The sequence below is a fragment of the Burkholderia sp. Bp9143 genome (assembly GCF_003853645.1).
GTDB lineage: Bacteria > Pseudomonadota > Gammaproteobacteria > Burkholderiales > Burkholderiaceae > Burkholderia.
This window is the reverse complement of sequence record NZ_QTPO01000073.1, coordinates 1-23275: the sequence shown is the minus strand read 5'-3', so window position 1 is coordinate 23275 and position 23275 is coordinate 1. Positions and strand designations below refer to the sequence as shown.

Sequence of the window (23275 nt, the reverse complement as noted above, 5' to 3'; positions counted from 1 at the left end):
TGCGGCGGGCGTCGCGCAGTCGCGCGTCACGCCTGCGCGGGCCGGTCGATCGCGACTGCCGGTACGCCGACGCACGTCCGTTCGGCGGCAACGGCGACAAGGCAAGCGACGCCTGTCCGCGAAACCCGCAATAAGCGGGCAAAGAATCACGCCGAACGCCGCGGACTCAACAGCCTCCGCATCGTCGACCCCAGCGCCGCATCGTCTCCCGGCGCAGCCGTCCTCGTAGGCTCGGCTTCCTGCGTCCGCCGTTTCGGGTCGAGCCCGGTCCCGCCACTGCGCCGCCGCGCCGCGTGTCGTTCGATGACCCGCTGCAGCAGGCAGAACACGCACAGCAGCGCGCCGATCACGATCCGCGTCCACCACGAGCTCAGCGTGCCGTCGAACGTGATCAGCACCTGGATCGTACCGAGGATGCCGACGCCGAACACCGACCCGATCACGTAACCCACGCCGCCCGTGAGCAGCGTGCCGCCGATGACCGTCGCGGCGATCGCGTCGAGCTCCATCCCCTGCGCCTGCAGCCCGTAGCCGGACAGCACGTACAGCGTGAACACCACGCCGCCGAGCGCCGAACAGAAGCCGCTCAGCGCATACACGCCGACCTTCGTGCGCGCGACCGGCAGCCCCATCAGCAGCGCCGAGCGCTCGTTGCCGCCGATCGCATAGACGTTGCGGCCGAAGCGCGTGAAATGCGCGACGTAGATCGCCGCGGCCAGCGTCGCGAGCGCGATCAGCGCACCCGCGCTCAGCGTCCCGCCGCCGACCGGCACGCTGATGCCCGCGAGCGCATGGAACGTCGGCTCGTTGATCGTGATCGACTGCGTCGTGATCAGGAAGCACGCGCCGCGCGCGAGAAACATCCCGGCCAGCGTGACGATGAACGGCTGCAGCCGGAAGTAGTGGATCAGCGCACCCATCGCCGCGCCGTACAGCGCGCCGAACACGAGCACGAGCGGCACGATCGCCCAGACGGGCCAGTGCAGCCGCTCGGCGCCGACCGCGCAGAAGATCGTTGTCAGTGCAACGACGGAGCCGACCGACAGATCGATGCCGCCCGACACGATCACGAACGTCATCCCGATCGCGACGATCAGCAGGAACGCGTTGTCGACGAGCAGTCCGGTCAGCACCTGCATCGAGAAGAAACCCGTGTACATCACGGATCCGAAGCCGAACAGCGCGGCGAACAGCACGATCGTCACGACGATCGGCAGCGTGCGCGGGTCGGCGAGCCGGGCGAGGAATCGGTTCATCGGGGCGTCGCTCCGGTGGTGGCGCGCGAACGCGCGGAAGGCAGCAGCCGCGACGCATGGCGGACCGCTAGCGCGCGCGCCGCGTCCGACTGGATCAGCGTCACGACGATCACGACGAGCGCCTTCACGACGAGCGTCGCCTCCGGCGGCACGCCGATCGAATAGGTCGTGTAGGTGAGCGTCTGGATGATCAGTGCGCCGAGCACGGAGCCGGCGAGGCTGAAGCGGCCGCCAAGCAGCGACGTGCCGCCGAGCGTCACCGCGAGGATCGCGTCGAGTTCGAGCAGCAGCCCCGCGTTGTTGCCGTCGGCGCTGCGCACGTTCGAGCTGGCGAGGATGCCGGCGAGCGCCGACATCACGCCGGAGAACAGATACACGCCGAACACGACCGCCCCCGCACGCAGCCCCACGAGCCGCGTCGCGACCGGGTTCACGCCGATGGCGCGGATGAACAGGCCGAGCGCGGTGCGGTTCACCAGCAGCGCGGTCGCCGCGATCGTCGCGATCGCGATCCAGACCGAGCACGGCACGGCCGCGAGATAGCCGCCGCCGATCGCCAGGTAGCCGGGTGCGCCGATCGGGATGATCTGCCCGCCGGTCAGCAACTGCGCGATGCCGCGTCCGGCGACCATCAGGATCAGCGTCGCGATGATCGGCTGCATCCCGACGAACGCGACGAGCACGCCGTTCCATGCACCGGCGAGCACCCCGACGCCGAGCGCGGCGGCCAGCGCCGTGCCGAGCCGCGACGGATCGCCGTCGAGCACGATCGCCGCGGCCGCGCCGGCGATCGCGACGATCGCGCCGACCGAGATGTCGATCCCGCGCGTCGCGATCACGAGCGTCATCCCGAGCGACACGATCACGAGCGGCGCCGCGCGGTTCAGGATGTCGATCGGCGCGCCGAACAGGTGGCCGTCGAGCAGCGAGATCGACAGGAAGCCCGGTCGATGCGCGACGTCGAGCGCGAACAGCAGCGCGAGCGTCAGCACCGGCCACACGAGCGGATGACGAAGCAATGCGCGGAGCCGCGTCATGACCGGCCTCCCGCGATCAGTTGGTACACGTGTTCCTCCGATGCGTCGTCGCCGGTCAGCTCGGCGACCTTGCGCCGATCGCGCAGCACCGCGATCCGGTGGCTCACGCGCACCACTTCGCTGATTTCGGACGAGATGAACAGGATCGCGAGGCCTTGCGCGCACAGCGCGAGCACACGCTCCATGATGTCGAATTTCGCGGCGACGTCGATGCCGCGCGTCGGCTCGTCGAGGATCAGAAGCTTCGGCTCCGTCGCGAGCCAGCGCGCGAGCAGCACCTTCTGCTGGTTGCCGCCCGACAGCAGCCCGATCGGCTGCTCCGCGTCGCGCGCCTTGATGCCGAGCCGCGCGATGTACGTCTCGGCGAGTTCGCGCTGGCGCGCGCGGCCGATCAGCCGCCACCAGCCGCGCCGCGCCTGCAGCGCGAGCACGATGTTCTCGCGGATCGACAGCGCGGCGACGATCCCCTCCTTCTTGCGATCCTCCGGGCAATACGCGATCCCGTTGCGGACCGCGTCGTGCGGCGACGCGAGCCGCTTGCGCGCGCCGTCGATCTCGATCGCGCCGGTGTCGGTCCGCTCCGCGGCAAATGCCAGCCGCGCGGTTTCCGTGCGCCCGGAGCCGAGCAGCCCGGCCAGCCCGACGATTTCACCGGGCCGCACGTCGAGGTCGAGCGGGCTCATCATCCCGCGCCGGCCCACCTGCTGCATCGACAGGAACGGCGCGGCCGCATCGGCATCACGTTGCACGGCCGCCCCGGCCTGCAGCGTGCCGGACATCGGTTCGCGGCCGGTCATTTTCGCGACCAGGCTATCGACCGGGAGATCGCGCGCGAGATACTCGCCTTCGCGCTCGCCGTTGCGCATCACGGTGATCCGGTCGGACACCGCATAGGTCTGTTCGAGGAAGTGCGTGACGAACAGGATCGCGATGCCCGACGCCTTCAGCCGGCGCAGCACATCGAAGAGCCGCGCGACCTCGCCGTCGTCGAGGCTCGATGTCGGTTCGTCCAGGATCAGCACGCGCGCGTCGACCGACACGGCCCGCGCGATCGCCACCATCTGCTGCACCGCGATCGGATACGCGTCGAGCGAGCGCGTGACGTCGAGCGACAGGTCGAGCTCGGCGAGCGCGTCGCGCGCACGCGCATGGATCGTCTTCCAGTCGATCGCGCCGCGCCGCATCGGCTGCCGGCCCGCGAAGATGTTCTCGGCGACCGACAGGTTCGCGCACAGGTTCACTTCCTGGTACAGCGTCTGGATCCCGGCCGCCTCGGCCTCGCGCGGCGCGGCGAAGCGCACCGGCGCGCCGCCGACGTGAATCTCGCCCGCGTCGTGCGCATGCACGCCGGTCAGCACGTTGATCAGCGTCGACTTGCCCGCGCCGTTCTGGCCCATCAGCGCGTGGATCTCGCCCGGAAACAGCCGGAAGTTCACGCGCTGCAGCGCGTTCACGCCCGGAAACGCCTTGTCGATGCCGATCATCTCGACCACCGGCGGATTCGTCATGGATCGCCCTCGCTTCGAAGCAGTTGCCGGGCGGCGGCAGCCGCGCCGCCGCCCGCGTCCGTCGGGACTCAGTACTTGCGGGTCGGCAGCACCTGCGCCGCGACGCTCATCGGGAACACCGTCTCGTTCGTGACGATGCGCTTCGGCAGCTGCTTGCCGGCGACCACGTCCTTCACCGCGCTCATCAGCTGCGGGCCGAGCAGCGGACTGCATTCGACGTCGACGTTGATCTTGCCGGCGACCATCGCCTGGAAGCCGCCCTTGGTCGCGTCGAACGACACGACGCTCACGTCCTTGCCGGGCTTGATGCCGGCCTCCTCCATCGCCTGGATCGCGCCGAGCGCCATGTCGTCGTTGTGCGCGTAGACGACGTTGATCTGCTTGCCGTAGGCCTTCGCGAACGCTTCCATCACCTGCTTGCCGCCGGCGAGCGTGAAGTCGCCGCTCTGCGACGCGATCACCTTGAACTTTGGATTGTTCTTGATCACCTCCAGCAGGCCCGCGCGGCGATCGTTGGCCGGCGCGGAACCGACCGTGCCCTGCAGCTCGACGATGTTGATCGGGCCCGCGTCGTTCTTGAAGTGCTCTTCCATCCAGTGGCCGGCGCGCCGCCCTTCCTCGAGGAAGTCGGAGCCGATCATCGTCACGTACAGCGACGGATCCTTCACGTCGACGCCGCGATCGGTCAGGATCACCGGGATATGGGCCGCCTTCGCCTCGGTCAGCACCGGCTCCCAGCCCGACTCGACGACCGGCGAGAATGCGATCACGTCGACCTTCTGCGCGATGAACGAGCGGATCGCGCGGATCTGGTTCTCCTGCTTCTGCTGCGCGTCCGAGAATTTCAGGTTGATGCCGGCGTCCTTCGCCGCGCTCTTCACCGACACGGTGTTCGCGGTGCGCCACGCGCTCTCCGCGCCGACCTGCGAAAACCCGAGCGTGATCGGCTTTTGCTGCGCGTGCGCGCCGGTGGCCAGCACCGTCGCCGCCGCGACGATCGCGCCGGCCGCCAGCTTCCTGATGAATGTCATGGTCCGTCTCCGATGGTGTCGTTGTATGCCGCGGCGCCGGCCTGGCGCGGTGCCGTGCTGCGCTGTTGTGGTTCTGCGTGGCGCGGGCGCGGTTCGGGGCGGCGCCGGCCGGCGCTTGCGGCCGGCCCGGTTTGTGCGCCCCGGATCAGTCTAGGAACAAGTCCGATAACCTTCCAATGAAATATTGGATTGAAGCGATATCGGTATCGGCATACGTATAAACACCTAAGCGGGTAGCGGGCCGTCGGATGGCGGGCCGGCGTGCGCGGCCTCGGCCTGCGTCAGCTGCGTGTTTCATCGTCGTCCGGCCCATCCGCCTCGATGTCAGCCACGCAGGCGGCGAAACCGTCGGCGGCGCACGAATCTTGCTGCCCCGCTCGGCAGGACCGCTGGCACGTCGCGGCGGCTCGCCAACAAGGAGAACAACGATGCCCGCCGTGCGTGAACGCAGAACGCCGTGCGCGGATGCTCCGGTCGACGGGTGCATCGCAACATGAAGAAGCGCACGTCCCGCGGCGACGCTGAAGTCAACACGCCGGCCGTGTGCCGGCGCTGCTACATCCATCCGGTGGTGCTCGATACGTTCGAGGCCGGGGTGCTGGCGGCGCTGGAAGTGCGCAGCACGCCGAGGGGACTGCGCGTGGACGAAGCGGCGTTCGCGGCGTTGCTCGAGCAGGCCGCGCGACAATCGGCGGAAAGGTCGAGAAAGTGATCCACGCCGATCAGGCATCCCGTCCCGCTCAACGCCCGACCGAATTGGCAACACTACGAAAGATCAGCGGACGCTCGTCCTGCCGCCCTGCCCGCCGCGCAAACTGCACGGCCTGTTCGACCCGGCCGTGATGCTCGGACTTCGCGCAGACCGGATCGGCCTGCGCGGGGTCGCCTGCCAGCATGTACGCCTGGCAGCGGCAGCCGCCATGATCCGCATGGCGCTCGTCGCAGGTGCGGCACGGGTCGCGCATCCAGCCGTCGCCGCGAAACGCGTTGAACGCGTCGCTGTCGTACCAGATCTCCTTCAGCGAGCGGTCGCGCACGTTCGGCAGCGCGAGGCCGGGCAGCGAGCGCGCGGCATGGCACGGCAGCGCGGTGCCGTCCGGTGCGACGCCGAGGAACACCGAACCCCAGCCGTTCATGCAGGCCTTCGGCCGCTGCTCGAAGTAGTCGGGTACGACGAACAGGATCTTGCACCGTTCGCCGACGAGCTTCCGGTAGCGGTTGACCGTTTCCTCCGCTTCGCGCAGCTGTTCGGCGGTCGGCATCAGCTGGTCGCGATTCAGCATCGCCCAGCCGTAATACTGCGTGTTGGCAAGCTCGAGAAAATCCGCGCCGAGATCGAGCGCCATCTCGATGATCTGGCCGACGTGCGGCAGGTTGTATCGGTGCAGCACGCAGTTCAGCACCATCGGATAGCCGTGCGACTTGATCAGCCGCCCGACGTTGCGCTTGAGGTCGAAGGTACGCGTGCTGGTCAGGAAATCGTTCAGCTCGCGCGTCGAATCCTGCAGCGACAGCTGGATATGATCGAGCCCGGCTGCCTTGAGCCGCTCGATGCGCGTGGCATTCAGACCCACGCCCGACGTGATCAGGTTGGTATAGAAACCCAGCGCCCGCGCATGCTCGACCAGCACCTCCAGGTCCTCGCGCTGCAGCGGCTCGCCGCCGGAAAAGCCGATCTGCGCGGCGCCGAGCGCGCGCGCGTCGCTGATCACCGTGCGCCATGCGTCGGTATCGAGTTCCGCGCCGTGCGTCGCGAAGTCGACGGGGTTGTAGCAGAACGCGCAGTGCAGCGGGCACCGGTACGTGAGCTCGGCGAGCAGCCACAGCGGCGCGGACGGCCGGTTCGGAGGAGGCGTCATGTCCATGTCAGTCGAGCCAGCCGCGCAGTCGCGCATGATCGAGGAAGCGGTAGACGTCCGACGCGAGGTCCGATGTGCTGAACAGCCGCTCGAGCTCGTCGATGATGTCGTCGAGCTCGCGCGTGCCGTCGCAGCGCGCGAGGATCTCGCCCGCGCTCGGGTTGAGCCGGACCATGCCTTCCGGATACAGGAGCACGTATGCATCCTGGGCCGCCTCCCACTGCAGGCGGTACATGCCCCTCAGCGAGGGGCGCAGCGGCACGCCGCTGACGGCGTCGGTGGTATTCATGCGGGGTACGCCTTTTCAATCGCATCGAGAATCGACCACAGCACATCCAGCTTGAACGACAGGATGTCGAGCGCGCGCCGTTGCGCGGCCGGTGTCGTGAAATGGCTCAGCGTCACCGCGAGCCCGTGTTCGACGTCGCGCTGCGCGAGGGGCACGCGGCTGCGGAAGTACTGCAACCCGTCCGCCTCGATCCACGGATAGTGGGTCGGCCAGCCCGCGAGCCGGTCGAGGTGAATCTGCGGCGCGAACATCTCGGTCAGCGACGAGCACACGGCTTCCTGCCACGGCGCGTGCCGCGCGAAATTGACGTACGCGTCGACCGCGAACCGCACGCCGGGCAGCACGTGCGCGAGCGACCACAGCTCCGCGCGCTCGATGCCGACCGCCTCGCCGAGCCGCGCCCAGGCCTCGATCCCGCCTTCCTGGCCGCCGTGACCGTCGTGGTCGAGGATCCGCTCGACCCACAGCCGGCGCGTGTCGCGGTCCGGGCAATTGGACAGGATCGCCGCGTCCTTCAGCGGAATGCTGACCTGGTAGTAGAAGCGGTTCGCGACCCAGCCGCGGATCTGCGCCGGCGAGCACGCGCCGGCATTCAGGCGCCGGTTGAACGGATGGTGGATGTGGTAGCGCGATTCGAGCGCGCGCAGGCGCGCCTCGAACTCCTGCGCACTCCAGGGCGTCGCGTGCAGCGCCGCGGCGGGAATCGGTGCGTTCATGGTCAAACCTCGAATTGCATGCCGTCGTGAGCTACCTCGATGCCGTGCTCGCGCAACTGCGCACGTTGAGCGGAACCAGGGTCGAGAATCGGATTCGTGTTGTTGATGTGCGTGAGGACCTTGCGCGTATGCGCCGGCAACAGCCGAAGCCGGTCGATCATCCCCGGCCGCGCCGCGTCGCCGCGCTGCGCGAGGTGCCCCATGTCGGCCGCGTGCTTCGACGACAGGCCGAGGTCGATCATCTCCGTGCCGGTCCAGAACGTGCCGTCCACCAGCACGAGATCGGCGTCGCGCATCGCGGCGCGCACGCCGTCGTCGACGTCGGCGAGCCCCGGCGCGTAGAACGCCTGCCGGCCGCTCGTCGTGTCCTCGATCAGGAGTGCGATGTTGTCGCCCGGCGCGCTCGCCTCCCGGCGCGGCGAATAAGGTGGCGGCTTGCTGTCGACCGGCACGGCGGTGAAGCGGATGCCGCCTGCGCCCGGTATCGCGAACGGCTCGCCCGGCGCGATCGTGTGGACATCGACGCCGCAGTAGTGGCCGAGCAGCGGCACGAGCGGCAGCCCGGTCGACAGGTCGTCGAGCACCGGCGCGCTCGCGTACAGCGGCAGCGGCGACGTGCGCTCGCGCAGCATCAACAGGCCCGTCACGTGATCGATCTGCGCGTCGCACAGCACGACGGCGACGATCGCGCTGTCGCGGATCGCGCGGGCCGGCTGCAGGTCGGGGGCGGCGCGCAGCTGCGCGAGGATGTCCGGCGACGCGTTCACCAGCACCCAGTCGATGCCGTCGCCGCTGACCGCGATCGACGATTGCGTGCGCGGCACGATGCCGTCGGTGCCGGCCCGCGCGCGACGGCAGTTGCCGCAGTTGCAGTTCCATTGCGGCAGTCCGCCGCCGGCGCCCGAGCCGAGTATCTTGATCTTCATCTGCGTATGCTCCCGGTGCCGCCCGCATCGTGTCCGTCGACACGGGCGGCACTGCGCGCGTCGATCAGCGGTTGGCGATGTACATCGTGATTTCGAAGCCGAAACGCAGGTCGGTATAAGCCGGGGTGGTCCATTGCATGATGTGTCTCCTGATTGAGTGGGTGAGTCGAAAAAACCGCATCGATCGAGCGGCCGATACCCATTCAGCAAGGAGCGTGCCGGGGCGGGATTTGCGTCGTGCAGCGGCGAGCGAAGACATGCGGCAGCCGCCGGTTGGTTACAACACCGGAATTCTTACGATTTTCATACGGCAATATTTCACGAGCCTTGTGGCAGAGGCTCACGGCATGCGCGGTCGGTTGAACAAGTGTTGAATCCCTGAACACCGGGTGTTGCAACCTGACACACCCGTGTGACAGTCGCGGCGTCCGTCAGGGTTCGTCCGGCTCCAGCGCATCCGGCCCGGCGGCCGGCATCTTGCGGTAGATCGTGTTGCGCGACACGCCGAGCGCACGTGCGGCGGCGGACACGTTGCCGCCGTGACGCGCGAGCGCGGCCGCGATCGCGGATGCGGCCACGTCCTGCAGCCGCGCATCGCCGGCCGCGGTCGCGAACGCGGGTGCTTCCGATGCGAGCGGCGGCGGCGCACAGGCGCCCTGCGCGGCCGGTCCGCCGTCGCGCCGCACGTCGTCGAAGAAATCGTCCGGCAAATGCTCGCAGCGGATCTCGCAGTCGTCGTCGACCATCGCGGCCGCCGTCCGCAGCAGGTTCGCGAGCTGCCGGAAGTTGCCCGGCCACGCGCAGCGCTCGAACAGCGCCATCACGTCGGGCGCGACGCTCAACGGCCGGCGTCCGGGCCCCGACAGCGTCTCCCGCTGCAGCATCTTCTGGACGACCACCGCGAGGTCCGTGCGGTCGCGCAGCGGCGGCAGGCGCACGACGAGGCCGTTGAGCCGGTAGTAGAGGTCCTCGCGAAAGCGGTTCTGCGCGATCATGTCGCGCAGGTCGCGGTGCGTCGCGCAGATGATCGCGATGTCGACGCCGATCGCCTTCGTCGAGCCGAGCGGATTGACGACGCGCTCCTGCAGCACGCGCAGCAGCCGCACCTGCAGCGGATACGGCATGTCGCCGATTTCGTCGAGAAACAGCGTGCCGCCGTTGGCCTGCAGCAGCTTGCCGGTCGCGCCCTTGCGGCGTGCGCCGGTAAACGCGCCCTCCTCATAGCCGAACAGCTCGGACTCGATCAGCGTCTCCGGAATCGACGCGCAGTTGACCGCGACGAACGGCCCGTCGCGGCGCGGCGAGTCGTTGTGGATCGCCTGCGCGAGCAGTTCCTTGCCGGTTCCGGTCTCGCCGGTGATCAGCACCGGAATGTCCTTGCCGATCACCTTGCGGACCTTCGCGATCACCGCCGCGACCTGCGGATCGCCGGTGTCGAGATAGCTGAGCCGCGACAGGCTCGCCGCGCCCTGCGCGGCAGGCGGTCGCGCGGCCGGTGCTGCGCCGTCGTGCACTTCGGCGGGCCGGCTGCCCTCGGCCCGCAACGCGCGCCGGAACTGCACGCGCGCGCAGACCACCGCGCCGTTGCCGAGGTTCAGCGACACGTGCGGCTCGGTGCTCGCGCGCATCCGGTCGATCAGCTGCGCGCTCGTCACGTCGAACAGCGACGCGAGCGTATGCGCACGCAGCGCCGCGAGCGGCATCCCGAGCTGGAACTGCGCGCTGCGGTTGGCCGACAGGAAGCGGCCGTCCGCGGTGAACGCGACGATCCCCTCCATCAAGGTGCCGAGAAATTCGGGGCGGCCGTGGAACGACACCTGCAGCGTCTCCTGGAAGGTCGTCGTGAACAGGTGGTTCTCGATCATCTGCACCGACATCTTCGCGAGCGCCATCGTGTGCTGGTGATAGCTGCGGTGGTCGCCCGTCACGTCGAGCACGCCGATCGCGTCGCCGTACGGATCGAGAATCGGCACGCTCGAGCATGTCAGGAAATGGTTCGCGGCCAGGAAGTGCTGGTCGCCGTGGACGACCATCGGACACAGCTCCGCGAGCGCGGTGCCGATCGCGTTGGTGCCCTGCCGGCTCTCCGCCCAGTTCGCGCCCGGGCGCAGCGCGACCCGTTCCGCGCGCCGCAGGAAGTCGTCGTCGCCGATCGAATGCAGGATCAGCCCTTCCGCATCGGTCAGCACGATCATGCTCTGCGTATTGACGATCTGCTCGTGCAGCGTCTCCATCACGGGCATCGCATGCACGCACAGCACGCGGTTCTGCTCGCGCTTGAGCGCCAGCGCAGTGCCGGACAGCAGGTCGTAGTCGGGACGTGCCGACGCCTGCAGGCCGAATGTCTCGGACCGCTCATGGGACTTCTGGATCGTCGGCGCCGGCCAGCCGGGCGCATGCGTGGCCCGTGCGTTGGCCGTCGGATGAACGTCATCGCGCATTGTCTCCTCCGGGGATCCTTCCGGTCAGTGCCGGACTCTTTGTGCTGGATCAAGCAAACTTCGGGCCACACTGCCGGCAACGCTCGCGCCAATTGCCGCGCATCGTTGCACCGGCGCCGACCGAAAGCAAAATGCAAGAAACGGTCGAGCGCTTGCGAAGCGACGACGACTGCGGAAGGAGTATCGTGATTCCGCCCGCCCCGCCGCGACCCGGTGGATCCCGATCGTGGTCGCTGGCGCGATTCTGGCTTTGATGTGGATCAAGCCCCGCTCCGTTCGTGATTACCGCGGCACCCGGCCGTTACCCCGCTCCCGCTACCCTCGACGACATGACGCACCGACTGCTCCGTTCCGCTTCCGTCCCCCGGCCAGCCCTGTCCCGCGACGCATGCCGAATCGCGTGGACGGAAGCCGGCAATCCGCTCGGCCAGCCCGTCGTCGTGCTGCACGGCGGGCCCGGCAGCGGCAGCCGGCCGGCGGTGCTGCGCCTGTTCGACCTGACGCTCACGCGCGTCGTGCTGGTCGACCAGCGCGGCGCGGGTGCATCGACGCCGCGCGGCGGCCTGCGTCACAACAACACGATGCGGCTGATCGGCGATCTCGACGCGCTGCGCGTACAGCTCGGCATCGCACGCTGGGGTGTCGTCGGCGGGTCGTGGGGTGCGGCGCTCGCGCTCGCCTACGCGGGACAGCATCCGTCGTGCGTCACCGGCGTCGTGCTGCGCGGGTTGTTCCTCACGTCGTCGCGTGAAGTGCGCGGCCTGTTCGTCGGTGCACGCGCGCGGGCGCCGCGGGCCTGGCGGCGCCTGACGGCCGCCGCCGGCACCGCGCGCGCCGATCGCCTGATCGCCTGCTGCGCGCGGCGCCTCAAGCCGGGCGCCGGCGCGGCACGGCAGCGCGCGATCGCGCTTGCATGGAATGCGTATGAAGACGCGATCCTGACCGGTCGGCCGGCGCGCGGCACGCGGCCGACGCAACCCGCCATCGACCGGCTGATCGACAAATACCGGATCCAGGCGCACTACCTGCAACGCAATTGCTGGCTCGGCGAGCGCCGGTTGCTGGCGCTGGCGCGACAGGCCGCGCAAGCCGGCGTGCCGTTGCATGCCGTGCACGGCACGCGCGACCGCGTGTGCCCGGTCGACAACGTGGATCGACTCGCGCGCGCGGTGCCGGCCGCCATCGTCGAGCGCGTGCCGGCCGGACATCTCGCGAGCGACGATGCGCTCGCACGTGGCGTCGCACGTGCGGTGCGCGAGATGCTGATCGTCACGGCAGACGCGCCGCCGCCCGCAGGGTCGCCCGCTCAGTCCCACGCATAGCGCGCGCCGATCCACGCGCCGCGCGGTGCGCCCGGCCCGACGAACTGCTCGTTGACGGGGTTGAGCCCGTCGAACGAATGATTCGGACCATTGAAGAAGTTACGGCCGATCATCCCGAAGCTCGCGTAGCGCTTGTCGAGCAGGTTGGTGACCGACGCGAACAGTTGCAGGTGCTTCGTGACCTGCCATGTCGTATCCAGGTCGATGAGGAAGTAGCCGGGCACCTTGCCGTTCGCGTCCTGGTTGTTCTCGTCGCCGCGCGCGAATACACCGCTGCGATACGTGATGTTGGTGCCGACGTTCCACTTCGGCGTCGCCGCATAGTCGAGCCTCAGTTTCACGGTGCTCGACGGAATCCCGGGAATGCGGTCGCCGGCGCGGACGACGATGTTGCCGTGCGCATCGGCGCTCGAATTGCTCGCGCTGCTTTCGGTCCACGTCGAGCGGTAGGTGGCGTCGACATAGCTGTAGCTGACGCCGATCCCGACCGGCCCCAGCCGCGTACGGCCCGCGAGTTCGAAGCCTTGCCGGCGCGTCTTGCCGACGTTCTGGAAATAGCCGAGCGTGCTCGCGCCGCCGTTGCTGCTGATGAACTGGATGTCGTCGTCGAGCGTCGTGTCGTAGACGGCCGCGCTCCACGTCGTCGCCTGCCCCACCCGGCCGCGCGCGCCCAGCTCGATCGTCTTCGCGATCACCGGCTTCAGCGCCGGATCGGCGAGAAAGTCGTTCGGCAACGAGCACGGCGCGGCCGGATCGGCGCACGCGAGCTCGATCGCGGTCGGCGAGCGCATCCCCTCGTTGTACGTCGCATACGCGGTGAAGCCCGGCACCGGATTCCACGTGACGCCGACGGCCGGATTGAACCGCGAGAACGTATGACGCGCGGTGAGCAACGGTTGCAGGCCGCTCACGTCCTCGATCGCCGCCCGCGACCCGTTGTAGCGCCCGGCCAGCGTCAGCGACCATTGCCGCGTGAGCGCCAGCGTGTCGTCGAAATAGACGCCGTAGTTCGCGTTGCGCGTCTTCGCGTGCGTCTTTTGCGTGAAGTCGCCGATGCCGATCGTCGCGCGCGTATCCGTGAACATCGCATCCTGCGACGACTGATTGAACGCCGAATTCGCGAGGTCGGCGGACGCGCCCACGACGAACTGATTCTCCATGCCGGCCAGCTTGCCGAGCAGCGTCAGTTGCAGGTTCGCGCCGTAGCTGTCGGTCGTGATCACCGACCGGTCGTTGGTCGCCTGCACGGTGTCGGTGGCACCGCTGCCGTCGACGCTGCCGAAATCGTCGTTCACGTTGCTGCTGATGTTGGTGTTGCGGTAGTGCCGGTAATAGAAGTTGCCGCTGAGCTGCACGTGATCGTTGAACGAATGGTCGCCCGACACGGTAACGTATGCGGCGCTGTTGCGATTCAGGTCGGGATAGGTATAGGCCTGCGCGCGATGGTCGAGAAACGAGCGCGGAATCGTCTGCGAGCCTTGCAGCGCATTGTCCGCGCCGCCGGCCGAGATCGACAGCGTCGTATCGGCGTCCGTGTAGCGCAGCTTGCCGAACCCCTGCCGCACGCGGCTCGCGTTGTGATCGGCCCAGCCGTTGTCGTTCGCGACGTTGCCCGTCACGTAGTAGTCGAGGTGGCTGCCGATGCGTCCGCCCTGCTCGATCTGCGCGGTCTTGCGCCCCCACGTGCCGACCGACACCTGCGCGGCGCCGCCCGGGCTCGTCTTGCCGTTCTTCGTCGTGATCGCGAGCGCGCCGCCCAGCGTGTTGAGCCCGTAGGTCGGATTCGAGCCGGGGATCAGCTGCATCGTGTCGATCGCCGCCTGCGGGATGAGATCCCAGTTCACGACGTCGCCGAACGGCTCGTTGACGCGCACGCCGTCGACGAACACCGACAGCCCCTGCGGCGTGCCGACGACCGGCGACGCCGTGAAGCCGCGGTAGTTCACGTCCGTCTGGTACGGGTTGCCCTGTGCCTCGCTGATGTCGACGCTCGAGACGTTCTTCTCGAAGTAGTCGGTCAACACGCTGTCGTGCTGTCGTGCGATGTCCTCGCCGCGAATCGTCTGGACGTTGGCCGGCACGCGCGACAGCGGCGTACCGATCCCGAGCAGGGGCGTCGTGCCGACGACGACGATCGGTGCGAGCGTCGACGCATCGACGTTGCCGGCCGGTTCGCCCTGCGCCGACGCGTGCGTCAGCCAGCCACCGAGCATGCTGCCGAAGCACAGCGCGGCGCCCGCGCGCCGAGCGACGAAGCGGCGCCTGGCCCCTTCGGTTTCCTTCATCTCCACGTCTCCTCTTTCTTGTCTCGGCACCGTTATATCGTTGTACATAGCGATTCATGGATTGCCATCACCGCTGACGTCGATCGCTTCACGGCGCCGTACCGGCATCACCGTCCGCCGTCGCGATCGCGACATGCGCGACACGCGCGCGTCCGATCGACGCGATGACGCCGGCCACGGTGCCGAACGACTCGTTGCGGTCCGCGTGCAGGCTGACGCTCGTCTGCGGGTCGTGCGCAACACGGCGTGCCAGCACGGTTTCAACCTCGCCCGGCATGGTCGGCGTGCCGTCGACGTGGACCGCGCCGTGCGCGTCGACGGTCACGGTGACGGCCGATGCACGCGTGTCGCGCGCCGGCGCGGCGGCCTTCGGCAGGTCGACGCGGATCGCATGCGTCATCAGCGGCGCGGCAACCATGAAGATCACCAGCAACACGAGGACGACATCCACGAGCGGCGTTACGTTGATCTCCCCGAGCGGTTCGCCCGCATAGGCGTCGCGGTCATCCGTCTTCATACGGCCGCCCGACGCACGCCGCCCGCGTTGCTTGCTGCCGATAGCGCGGCATGCACCGGCGTGTCGATCCGGAACCGCCGCTGTTCGGCCAGCGCGATCAGGTCCTGCCCGAACTCGTCGAGCCCGGCCGTCACGGTCTTGAGCCGCCGCAGGAACAGGTTGTACGCCAGCACCGCCGGAATCGCGACGCCGATGCCGATCCCGGTCGCGACCAGCGCCTGGCCGATCGGCCCCGCGATCGCGTCGATGCCGTTCGTGGCCGACGCCGTCATCGCCTGCAACGTGTGGACGATGCCGAACACGGTGCCGAACAGCCCGACGAACGGCGCGACGTTCGCGATCGACGCGAGCGTCGTGAGCCCGCGCTCGAGCGGCCGCTGCTCGCGCCGGATCTCGCGCGCGAGCGTACGTTCGAGCAGGTCGCGGCGATCCCACGCGACCAGCGTGGCCGGCGCGCCCGGCTCGGGCGCCTCGAGATCGCGCAACGCGACGCATACGGCGCGTTGCAGCCGCGCGTTCAGGCTGACGGCAGCATCGTCGTCCGGCGGCATCGACAGTGCGGCGCGCTCGCCGCGGCGAGCGGCAAAGCGGCGGTTGCCGAGCGTGACGCGCGTGTACAGCAGCGCCTTGGCGACGATCAGCGTCCAACTGAGCGCCGACAGCACCGCGAGGAGCACGAACGCACCGACGACCGCGTAGTGGATGTAATCAGGCATGACGGATTCCCTAGTTTCCGAGTTTGAACACGACCGGCACCCTGACCCAGCCGTCGATCGATTCCGTGCCGCGTTTCGCCGGCACGAAGCGCCAGCCCGTGACCGCCGCGATGGCCGCGTCGTCGAGCGCGTCGTGTCCGCTGCTTGCCGACAGCAGGACCTGGTCGGGCCGGCCGTTCGCGAGCACATGCACGTTCAGGAACGCGGTGCCTTCCCAGCCGCGCCGCTGCGCGACGTCCGGGTAATCGGGCGCGGGGTTGCGCAGGTAGGCCGCCGCGAAGCGCGGTGCGGTGACGGGTTCGGGTGCAGTCGATGATGGCGTGATCGGCGTCGCATGCGCGGGCAGCGTCGCGGTATCTGCCGATGCGTGTGCAGCGGCCGGCGGTGCCGTTTCCTGTAGCGGCACGGTTCGCTGACCTTCACCGTCCGGCTGTGCTACCGCGGTTGAGGCCTGGGGCTTGCGCGAAGGACTCGCATGGTCGATCTGACGAGGCACGGTCACATTCGGCCGAATCTCTCGATGCATGGCAGTTTCGCGGCTCGAATGTGAAGGCCGATGCGCGGCAGGAACCGGCGTCGCGACATCCGTACGGCGCTGCACGCCCGGTTCGGCAACCCGCGCGGACTCGCTCGCGTCCACCTCGACGGCGAGCGCGCGAGGCAGCGTCGGGCGCGCATCGGGCATCCGGGCATGCCACAGCGCGACCATGATGGCCGCATGGACGGCGAACACCGCCAGCGCGACGGCTTGCAGCGGTTCGCGTGCACGCGCGGACAACGGCATCGCGATCGTCGTCGCATGCGGGCCGGCAGGCACGACGCCGTATGCGAGCGCGACCACGCGGCGGCGGTCGGACCTGCGGCTGGCATCGGACGAAATCGGGACAGGCATGGCGGTTTCTCGCTGCGTGGAGACGTTGCCGCTTCGAACGGCAAGAAGCATGCCGATACGTGCGACGCCCGGCAGGCCGCCGATCGAAGCCGCCATGCATCGATACGCGACCGCACACCTGTTGCAGTTCGTGCCACCCCTGTTGAACCTGTGTCAATTTGGATCACCGGCACGGTGTTCGTGCCGTCGTGTGCGTGATCGCCGTTCGGATCGATCTCGCCGCCGAAGGCATGTCGTCCGTCGCATGCGTCTGCCGTATCGGGCAGCAGCGCGCGATCGACTCACTCCGTCGTCGACGATCGCCTTTTCTCCGCCACACGTTTATCCATTCAGGCATGTACTCGCATATAGCGGCCGCGATGCGTCGTACGCCGCGTATCCCATGCGCGATACGCCGACTGCGCACGGCACTGTCATGTTTCGCAACACTCCGCCCGCGGCTGTCCCCGAACGCAACACACGCGGATCACCCGCGCCGCGCCGCACACATCGCCCCAGCATCCGCAATCTGCCGCTCCGCCTTGCGCGGCAACGCACGCGCCGCAATGGCATGCGATTTGCGTGACTGGCTGCGCACTGGACCCGGATCCCCACCCTGCCGAACCGGCCATGTGTTGGCCGCGGTGCGACCACAATGACTCAGGAGACAACCATGAAAAAACTCTCGGCTTCGACGAGCCGACTGGCAACGATCGGAATCGCGGCGGCGGCCGCGATCGCCTTGAATCCCGGCCTGGTGGACGCTGCCGCGGATTATCCGGCCGTCACGTACCAGCGGCTCACGGATGCGCAACGCGATCCGGGCTGGCTCACCTACTACCGCACGTACAGCGGCCAGGCGCATTCGCCGCTCAAGCAGATCGACGCGTCGAACGTGAAGCAGCTCACGCAGGCGTGGAGCTACAAGTTTCCGGCCGAGCTGAAGCAGGGTTTCGAGGCCACGCCGATCGTCAACGGCCGCTACCTGTTCGTGACCACGCCGAAGGACAACGTGTACGCGTTCGACGCGGCCACCGGCGCGCAGCTGTGGAAATACGAGCCGAAGCTCGGGGCGGAATCGTTCAAGACGGCCTGCTGCGACGTCGTGAACCGCGGCGTCGCGCTGTACGGCAAGAACGTCTACGTCGCGATGCTGAGCGGCGAGGTGGCCGCGCTCGATGCGCAGACCGGCGCGCTCGTGTGGAAGAAGCAGATGTTCGAACCGGGGCTCGGCTACGCGTTCTCGCTCGCCCCGCTCGCGCTCGACGGCGCGATCGTGGTCGGCAGCTCGGGCGGCGAATACGGCGCGCGCGGCTTCATCGCGGCACTCAGCCCGAACGACGGCTCGCTGCTGTGGAAGCGCTTCACGATTCCCGGCCAGGGCGAGAAGCACGCCGATACCTGGCCCGACGGCATGCAGGCACATGGCGGCGCACCGGCCTGGCTGACCGGCACCTACGACGCGGCGACGCGCACGCTGTACTGGGGCGTCGGCAATCCGGGGCCGTGGCTCGCGGACCTGCGTCCGGGCGACAACCTGTACTCCGACTCGCTGCTCGCGCTGGATCCGAAGAACGGCGACCTCAAGTGGCACTACCAGTACACGAAGCACGACACCTGGGACTATGACGGCGTCAACACGCCGGTGCTCGCGACGATCAAGTACAAGGGCAAGGAACACGATGCGATCATCCATGCGGACCGCAACGGCTACTTCCATGCGATCGATCGCGACAGCGGCAAGCTGATCTATGCGGAGCCGTTCGTGAAGGCGACGTCGGTCACCGGCTACACGGAAGACGGCGCGCCGATCCAGGATCCCGCGAAGTATCCGAAGGTCGGCACGACGATCGACACGTGCCCGAGCTTCCTCGGCGGCAAGAACTGGTGGTCGGTGTCGTACGACCCCGAGCGCCATCTCGCGATCGTGCCGGCGCTGCATGCGTGCATGAGCCTGTCGGGCAAGTCGGTCAACTACATGGAAGGGTTGCCGTATCTCGGCGAAGGCTTCGAGATCAAGCCCGAGCCGGGCAGCGAAGGCTACGGCGAACTCCAGGCGATCGACGTGAACACCGGCAAGAAGGTGTGGAGCCACTGGAGCAAGCTGCCGTGGAACGGCGGCGTCGCGACGACCGCGAGCGGCCTCGCGTTCAGCGGCTCGCTCGACGGTCACCTGTACGCGTTCGACGTGTCGACCGGCAAGGTGCTGTGGGAGAGCCCGAAGCTCGCGAGCGGGATCATCGCGCAGCCGTCGGTGTTTGAGGTCGACGGCAAGGAGTACGTAGCAGTGCTCGCCGGCTACGGCGGCGCGAACCCGATCTGGGGCGGCCCGATGGCCAAGGCGGCGGACGACGTGCCGCGCGGCGGCACGCTGTACGTGTTCGCCCTCGACCGCGGCTGATCGCCTTCCGGTCACCCGCATTGCGCCCGCGCCGCCGGCGCGGGCGCCTCCCCCCTTCTCTTTTTCAACCGGGCGAACGATCATGACCATCCGACTTTCCCGCCTCGCCGCGGCCTGTGCGCTCGCGGCAGGCACGGCGCTGACCCCGGCGCTCTCCACGGCCGCGACGCCGGTGCGCGTCTGCTCGCTGCCCGGTACGCCGACGGCCGCGCTCGACAAGGCCGTCGCACGCGAGGTGTTCCGCACGGCCGGCATCACCGCGACCTTCTCCGCACACGACGCTGGCGGCAGCGACGACGACGGCGTGTCCGCGCACGAGCTCGCCGGCATCCTCGAACGCGATTGCGACGTACTTGCCGGATTCCCGCGCTCGGCCATCGCCGACGCATCCGACACGAAGCTGCTGTTCTCGCAAGGCTACCTGCGCTCCGGCTACGTGAGCGTCACGCGCCGCGATGCCGGCACGCCGACGACCGGCCGGGAAATCGTCGCGGCCACTTATGCGAGCCCCGCGCAATTGATCGCGGTTCAGCAGAAGAACGCGCGCTTCGATCTCGAGAACACGTCCGAGCAAACGGTCGACGCGGTCGCACGCGGCCGCGCGCATCGCGCGATCGTCTGGTACCCGGCGGTCATCGCGTACCAGGCCGCGCATCCGAAGCAGGCGTTCCGCTTCAGCGCGACGTCGTCGCCGTATGCGGAGTGGCAGCTCACGTTCGCGTTCGCGCCGCGCTCGGCCGCGCTGCAGCAGCGTATCGACGCGGCACTCGCGCAGATGAAGAACAACGGCCGGCTCGCCGCGCTGACCCGCAAGTGGGCGCTGCCCGGCGGCGCGCTCGAAGCGCACGATTCGCGCGCGACGCCGCGCTTCCTCGACGGCGCGATGGCGGCTGCCGGCCTGTCGCGCGCCGGCCTGCTGCGCGCGCGCGGCGTACCGGCCGGCGGCGGCTTCATGCGTGTTTCCGGGAGCACCGGCGATGCCGCGCCGACATTCGATGCGGCCCAGGTCGAACATGGCAAGACGCTGTACGGCAATGCGTGCGCGAAGTGCCACGGCGCCAACCTCGAAGGCGACACCGCGCCCGCGCTGAGCGGTCCGTCGTTCGCGCCGCTGTCGCATTCTCACCTGACGATCGGCGGCGTGTTCGGCTACATGGCGACCAACATGCCCGCGGACCAGCCCGGCAAGCTGAAGGACGACGACTATGCGGACCTGATGGCGTTCCTGCTCGCATCGAACGGCTACGCCGCGAGCAAGGACAAGCTGACCGCCGATACGGCGCGCGCATCGGCCGCGCCGCTCGTCGTCGGTCCCGCGGGGCACAAGGAAGCCAGCCAGTAACCCGGCTTGCGGCCCGGGTGCGCATGCCCGGCCCCACGCCTGCACGATTTCTTCTTCACCAGGAAACGACAGTGATGCACACCACGACTCGCAGAACCTTCATCGTCCGGACCATCGGACTGTGCGCGGCGCTTGCCGCGGCACGCCCCGCGCTGGCGGCCCCGCCCCTCGTCGACGAAAACGACGCCGCGGCCAAGGCGCTCGGCTATCGCGCCCGCGCGTCGAGCGTCGACGCCGCGCAGTTCCCGAAATACCAGCCCGGCCAGCGTTGCTCGAACTGCCGCTTCTACAAGGGCGAAGCGGCGGATGCCGCCGGCACGTGCGCGATGTTCGCCGGCAAGTCGGTTGCCGCGGACGGCTGGTGCAACGTGTATGCCAAGCGCGCGTGACGCGTCGCGCGGCGAGATGCCGGCGCGGTCCGCACAGCGGCGCGCGTCGGCGTCCGCCGCCGGCCACGACGACGACGCGCCGCCACCCGCGGCCGCCCATCTCCCCGCGCTGATTTCGACCGGACTCGCACGCGGCTTCGTCACGCGCGGCGACATCATCGACGCGCTGCCCGACGACGATGCGGGCGACAGCAGCATCGATGCGGCGGCCGCGGTGCTCGCCGAACTCGGCATCGCGGTGTGCGACAGCGCCGACACCGCGAGCGGCTGGACGCTCGACCGTTACTTCCGGCCCGCGCCGCCCACGCGTGCATGGGTCGACGGTACCGGCACGCTCGCCGCGGCCGACCTGCTCGCCCCGCGCACGACCGACCCGGTCCGGCTGTACCTGCGCGAGATGGGCACGACGCCGCTCCTCACGCGCGACGAGGAATTCGCGTTCGCGCGGCGCATCGAGCGCGGCCGCGCGGCGTCGGTCGCAGTGCTGTGCGGCGATCCCGATGCGCTCGACGCGCTGGTGTCGATCCGCGCCGAGATCGCCGAACGGCGGACCGCCGCATCGACCTACGTGATCTTTCTCGCCGACGGCCCGCACGACGATCCGCCGGCCGCTCACGCCGATGCGGGCGTTTCGCCGGCCTCCACCGGCGAACCCGCGCGCGACGACGAGACGCCACCGGAGGATTCGGCCTGGCGCAACGCCGTCGTGGCGCGGCTCGCGCGCATCGATGCACTCGCGGACGGCATGCGCGCGGCGCTGGTGTCCGGCGGCACCGCTTCCGCCGCGTATCGCACGCAAGTACGCGATGCCGTGGCGCTGCTCGGCACGCTATGCCTGTCCGCACGCGCACTCGAGCGGATGAGCGAACCGTTGCGCGGCCGCGCCCGCCGGCATCGCGCGCTGCGGGGCCGGCTGGCGCGGATGCTGGCCGACGCGGGCATCCCGCCGTCGTTCGCGCAGTCGACCGACGACGATCACGCCGGCTGGCTCGCGTCATGCATTGCCGCGCATCCGGCCTGCGGGCCGACGCTGACGCGGCGCGCGGCCGAGTTCGTCGACGCACGCGCCGCGATCGTGCGCGGTGCCGCTGCGTCGGAACTGCCGCCCGGCGCGACCGCGTCGCTCGACGCACGGCTCGGTGCGATCGAACGCGCGATGCAGCCGGCGAGGACGGGACTGTTCGACGCGAACCTCCGGCTCGTCGTGTCGATCGCGAAGCGCTATCCCGATCGCGGGCTGCCGTTCGCGGACCTGATCCAGGAAGGCAACATCGGCCTGTTGAAGGCGATCGAGCGCTACGACTACCGACGCGGCTTCCGGTTCTCGACCTACGCGACCTGGTGGATCCGGCAGGCGATCACGCACGCGCTCGCCGACCTCGGCCGCACGATCCGCGTGCCGACGCATACGGTCGACGCGCTGAACAAGCTGACGCGGCTCGCGCGCGAGCATCGGCAACGCGCGGGCATGGCCGCGACGCCGGCCGAACTGGCCGTCCACATGGGCGAGCCGGTCGACAAGGTGCGCGACCTGATGGCGATCGTGAAGGAACCGGTGTCGGCGGACTTGCCGGTCTCGCAGGAAGGCGACATGACGTTCGCCGACGTCGCGCCGGACCTGTCGTCGCCGTCGCCCGAAGACGCCGCCAGCGCCGCCCAGTTGCGCAATACCATCGCCGCCGCGATCGAGCGGCTGCCGCCACGCGAGGCGATGGTCCTGCGGCTGCGCTACGGGCTGCACACGGACGAAGGCTGCTCGCTGCGCGATATCGGCCGCCAGTTGAACCTGTCCGCCGAACGCGTGCGGCAGATCGAGGCGTCGGCACTCGCGCGCCTGCGTGCGTCCGACGCGCTCGGCGTGCTCCGGTCGTTCATCGCGTAGCACGACGTCCGGCCGGTGCCGCGTGCGACGCGCATCGGACGCCGTGTTGACGCCTGCAACACCCGCTGCTGCATTTCGACGCAACACGCAGGCCGACGAGATCGCCGGTCGTTCCATCGTTCATTGATTTGCACTACAGATCGATCGGCGCAAGCCGCGCGACAACCCGCACGCACGCCGTTCCGCCCGAATACCCGCGCGATTGGCATGCAAGTTGCGTTTCGACAGTCAGGCCACACCCTACGATTTCCATGGAGACCATCTTGACCGCCCTCGTATCGATCCTTCAGGAGCGCCGAATCTTCGAACCGCCGGCCGACACGCGCGAGCGCGCGACCCTTTCCGGCATGCCGGCCTACCAGGCGCTGGCCGCCGAGGCCGAGCAGGATTACGAAGGCTTCTGGGCGCGTCTCGCCCGCGAGGGCCTCAGCTGGCACAAGCCGTTCACCAAGGTGCTCGACGAGAGCAACGCGCCGTTCTACAAGTG

The 23275-nt window shown here is 69.0% G+C and carries 20 protein-coding genes and 1 pseudogene; 7 read left to right on the top strand and 14 right to left on the bottom strand.

Features of this window, described 5'->3' with window-relative positions:
- Positions 1-146: 146 nt before the first annotated feature.
- The 4 genes from yjfF to DIE23_RS35650 form a co-directional block, all read right to left on the bottom strand.
- Complete coding sequence (gene yjfF, locus DIE23_RS35665) at positions 147-1256, bottom strand: galactofuranose ABC transporter, permease protein YjfF (protein ID WP_124617138.1); 1110 nt, start codon at positions 1254-1256, stop codon at positions 147-149.
- Positions 1253-2293: an ABC transporter permease gene (locus DIE23_RS35660; RefSeq protein ID WP_124617136.1), complete on the bottom strand. Its 1041-nt coding sequence runs from the start codon at positions 2291-2293 to the stop codon at positions 1253-1255. Before DIE23_RS35660 ends, yjfF begins: the two co-directional genes overlap by 4 nt.
- Positions 2290-3801: a sugar ABC transporter ATP-binding protein gene (locus DIE23_RS35655; RefSeq protein ID WP_124617134.1), complete on the bottom strand. Its 1512-nt coding sequence runs from the start codon at positions 3799-3801 to the stop codon at positions 2290-2292. The genes DIE23_RS35660 and DIE23_RS35655 overlap by 4 nt, the downstream gene beginning before the upstream one ends.
- 68 nt (positions 3802-3869) lie before the next feature.
- Positions 3870-4832 (bottom strand): ABC transporter substrate-binding protein, encoded by a 963-nt coding sequence (locus DIE23_RS35650; protein WP_124617132.1) that lies wholly within the window; start codon positions 4830-4832, stop codon positions 3870-3872.
- Between the two features lie 529 nt (positions 4833-5361).
- On the opposite strand from DIE23_RS35650, the pseudogene DIE23_RS35645 reads away from it, so the two are divergent.
- Positions 5362-5544 (top strand): annotated as a pseudogene (locus tag DIE23_RS35645) (DNA topoisomerase IB); the annotation flags it as partial.
- Between the two features lie 28 nt (positions 5545-5572).
- Here the strand turns inward: DIE23_RS35645 and pqqE are convergent.
- From pqqE to DIE23_RS35615, 6 genes are all read right to left on the bottom strand, one after another.
- Positions 5573-6691: a pyrroloquinoline quinone biosynthesis protein PqqE gene (gene pqqE, locus DIE23_RS35640; protein ID WP_124617130.1), complete on the bottom strand. Its 1119-nt coding sequence runs from the start codon at positions 6689-6691 to the stop codon at positions 5573-5575.
- A gap of 7 nt (positions 6692-6698) precedes the next feature.
- Positions 6699-6980, bottom strand: coding sequence for a pyrroloquinoline quinone biosynthesis peptide chaperone PqqD (gene pqqD, locus DIE23_RS35635; RefSeq protein ID WP_124617128.1), 282 nt, complete (start codon positions 6978-6980; stop codon positions 6699-6701).
- Positions 6977-7696: a pyrroloquinoline-quinone synthase PqqC gene (pqqC, locus tag DIE23_RS35630; protein WP_124617126.1), complete on the bottom strand. Its 720-nt coding sequence runs from the start codon at positions 7694-7696 to the stop codon at positions 6977-6979. Before pqqC ends, pqqD begins: the two co-directional genes overlap by 4 nt.
- A gap of 2 nt (positions 7697-7698) precedes the next feature.
- Positions 7699-8622 (bottom strand): pyrroloquinoline quinone biosynthesis protein PqqB, encoded by a 924-nt coding sequence (gene pqqB, locus DIE23_RS35625; RefSeq protein ID WP_124617124.1) that lies wholly within the window; start codon positions 8620-8622, stop codon positions 7699-7701.
- A 64-nt stretch (positions 8623-8686) separates the two neighbouring features.
- On the bottom strand, positions 8687-8761 hold the full coding sequence (gene pqqA / locus DIE23_RS35620; RefSeq protein WP_006410019.1) for a pyrroloquinoline quinone precursor peptide PqqA: 75 nt from the start codon (positions 8759-8761) through the stop codon (positions 8687-8689).
- Positions 8762-9053: 292 nt separating this feature from the next.
- A complete protein-coding gene (locus tag DIE23_RS35615; protein WP_124617122.1) occupies positions 9054-11063 on the bottom strand; it encodes a sigma-54-dependent Fis family transcriptional regulator in 2010 nt (669 codons plus the stop codon).
- A gap of 329 nt (positions 11064-11392) precedes the next feature.
- Between DIE23_RS35615 and DIE23_RS35610 the strand changes: the two genes are divergently transcribed.
- Positions 11393-12385, top strand: coding sequence for an alpha/beta fold hydrolase (locus DIE23_RS35610; protein WP_124617120.1), 993 nt, complete (start codon positions 11393-11395; stop codon positions 12383-12385).
- Here the strand turns inward: DIE23_RS35610 and DIE23_RS35605 are convergent.
- From DIE23_RS35605 to DIE23_RS35590, 4 genes are all read right to left on the bottom strand, one after another.
- Positions 12370-14670, bottom strand: a complete 2301-nt coding sequence (locus DIE23_RS35605) for a TonB-dependent receptor (RefSeq protein ID WP_124617118.1) — start codon at positions 14668-14670, stop codon at positions 12370-12372. The genes DIE23_RS35610 and DIE23_RS35605 overlap by 16 nt on opposite strands.
- A gap of 88 nt (positions 14671-14758) precedes the next feature.
- A complete protein-coding gene (locus tag DIE23_RS35600) occupies positions 14759-15187 on the bottom strand; it encodes a biopolymer transporter ExbD (RefSeq protein WP_124617116.1) in 429 nt (142 codons plus the stop codon).
- Positions 15184-15903, bottom strand: coding sequence for a MotA/TolQ/ExbB proton channel family protein (locus DIE23_RS35595; RefSeq protein ID WP_124617114.1), 720 nt, complete (start codon positions 15901-15903; stop codon positions 15184-15186). Before DIE23_RS35595 ends, DIE23_RS35600 begins: the two co-directional genes overlap by 4 nt.
- A gap of 10 nt (positions 15904-15913) precedes the next feature.
- Positions 15914-16795 carry an energy transducer TonB gene (locus tag DIE23_RS35590; protein WP_221623379.1) on the bottom strand — a complete coding sequence of 294 codons (882 nt, stop codon included), beginning with the start codon at positions 16793-16795 and terminating at the stop codon, positions 15914-15916.
- A 652-nt stretch (positions 16796-17447) separates the two neighbouring features.
- Here DIE23_RS35590 and DIE23_RS35585 point away from each other — a divergent pair.
- From DIE23_RS35585 to DIE23_RS35565, 5 genes are all read left to right on the top strand, one after another.
- On the top strand, positions 17448-19175 hold the full coding sequence (locus DIE23_RS35585; RefSeq protein ID WP_124617112.1) for a methanol/ethanol family PQQ-dependent dehydrogenase: 1728 nt from the start codon (positions 17448-17450) through the stop codon (positions 19173-19175).
- An 82-nt stretch (positions 19176-19257) separates the two neighbouring features.
- Positions 19258-20517, top strand: a complete 1260-nt coding sequence (locus DIE23_RS35580; protein WP_124617110.1) for a c-type cytochrome — start codon at positions 19258-19260, stop codon at positions 20515-20517.
- A gap of 74 nt (positions 20518-20591) precedes the next feature.
- Positions 20592-20906 carry a high-potential iron-sulfur protein gene (locus DIE23_RS35575; protein ID WP_124501542.1) on the top strand — a complete coding sequence of 105 codons (315 nt, stop codon included), beginning with the start codon at positions 20592-20594 and terminating at the stop codon, positions 20904-20906.
- Positions 20890-22788, top strand: coding sequence for a sigma-70 family RNA polymerase sigma factor (locus tag DIE23_RS35570; protein WP_409364271.1), 1899 nt, complete (start codon positions 20890-20892; stop codon positions 22786-22788). The genes DIE23_RS35575 and DIE23_RS35570 overlap by 17 nt, the downstream gene beginning before the upstream one ends.
- 251 nt (positions 22789-23039) lie before the next feature.
- Positions 23040-23275: acetyl-coenzyme A synthetase N-terminal domain-containing protein (locus tag DIE23_RS35565; RefSeq protein ID WP_311767842.1), on the top strand; the 236-nt coding region annotated here is incomplete at its 3' end.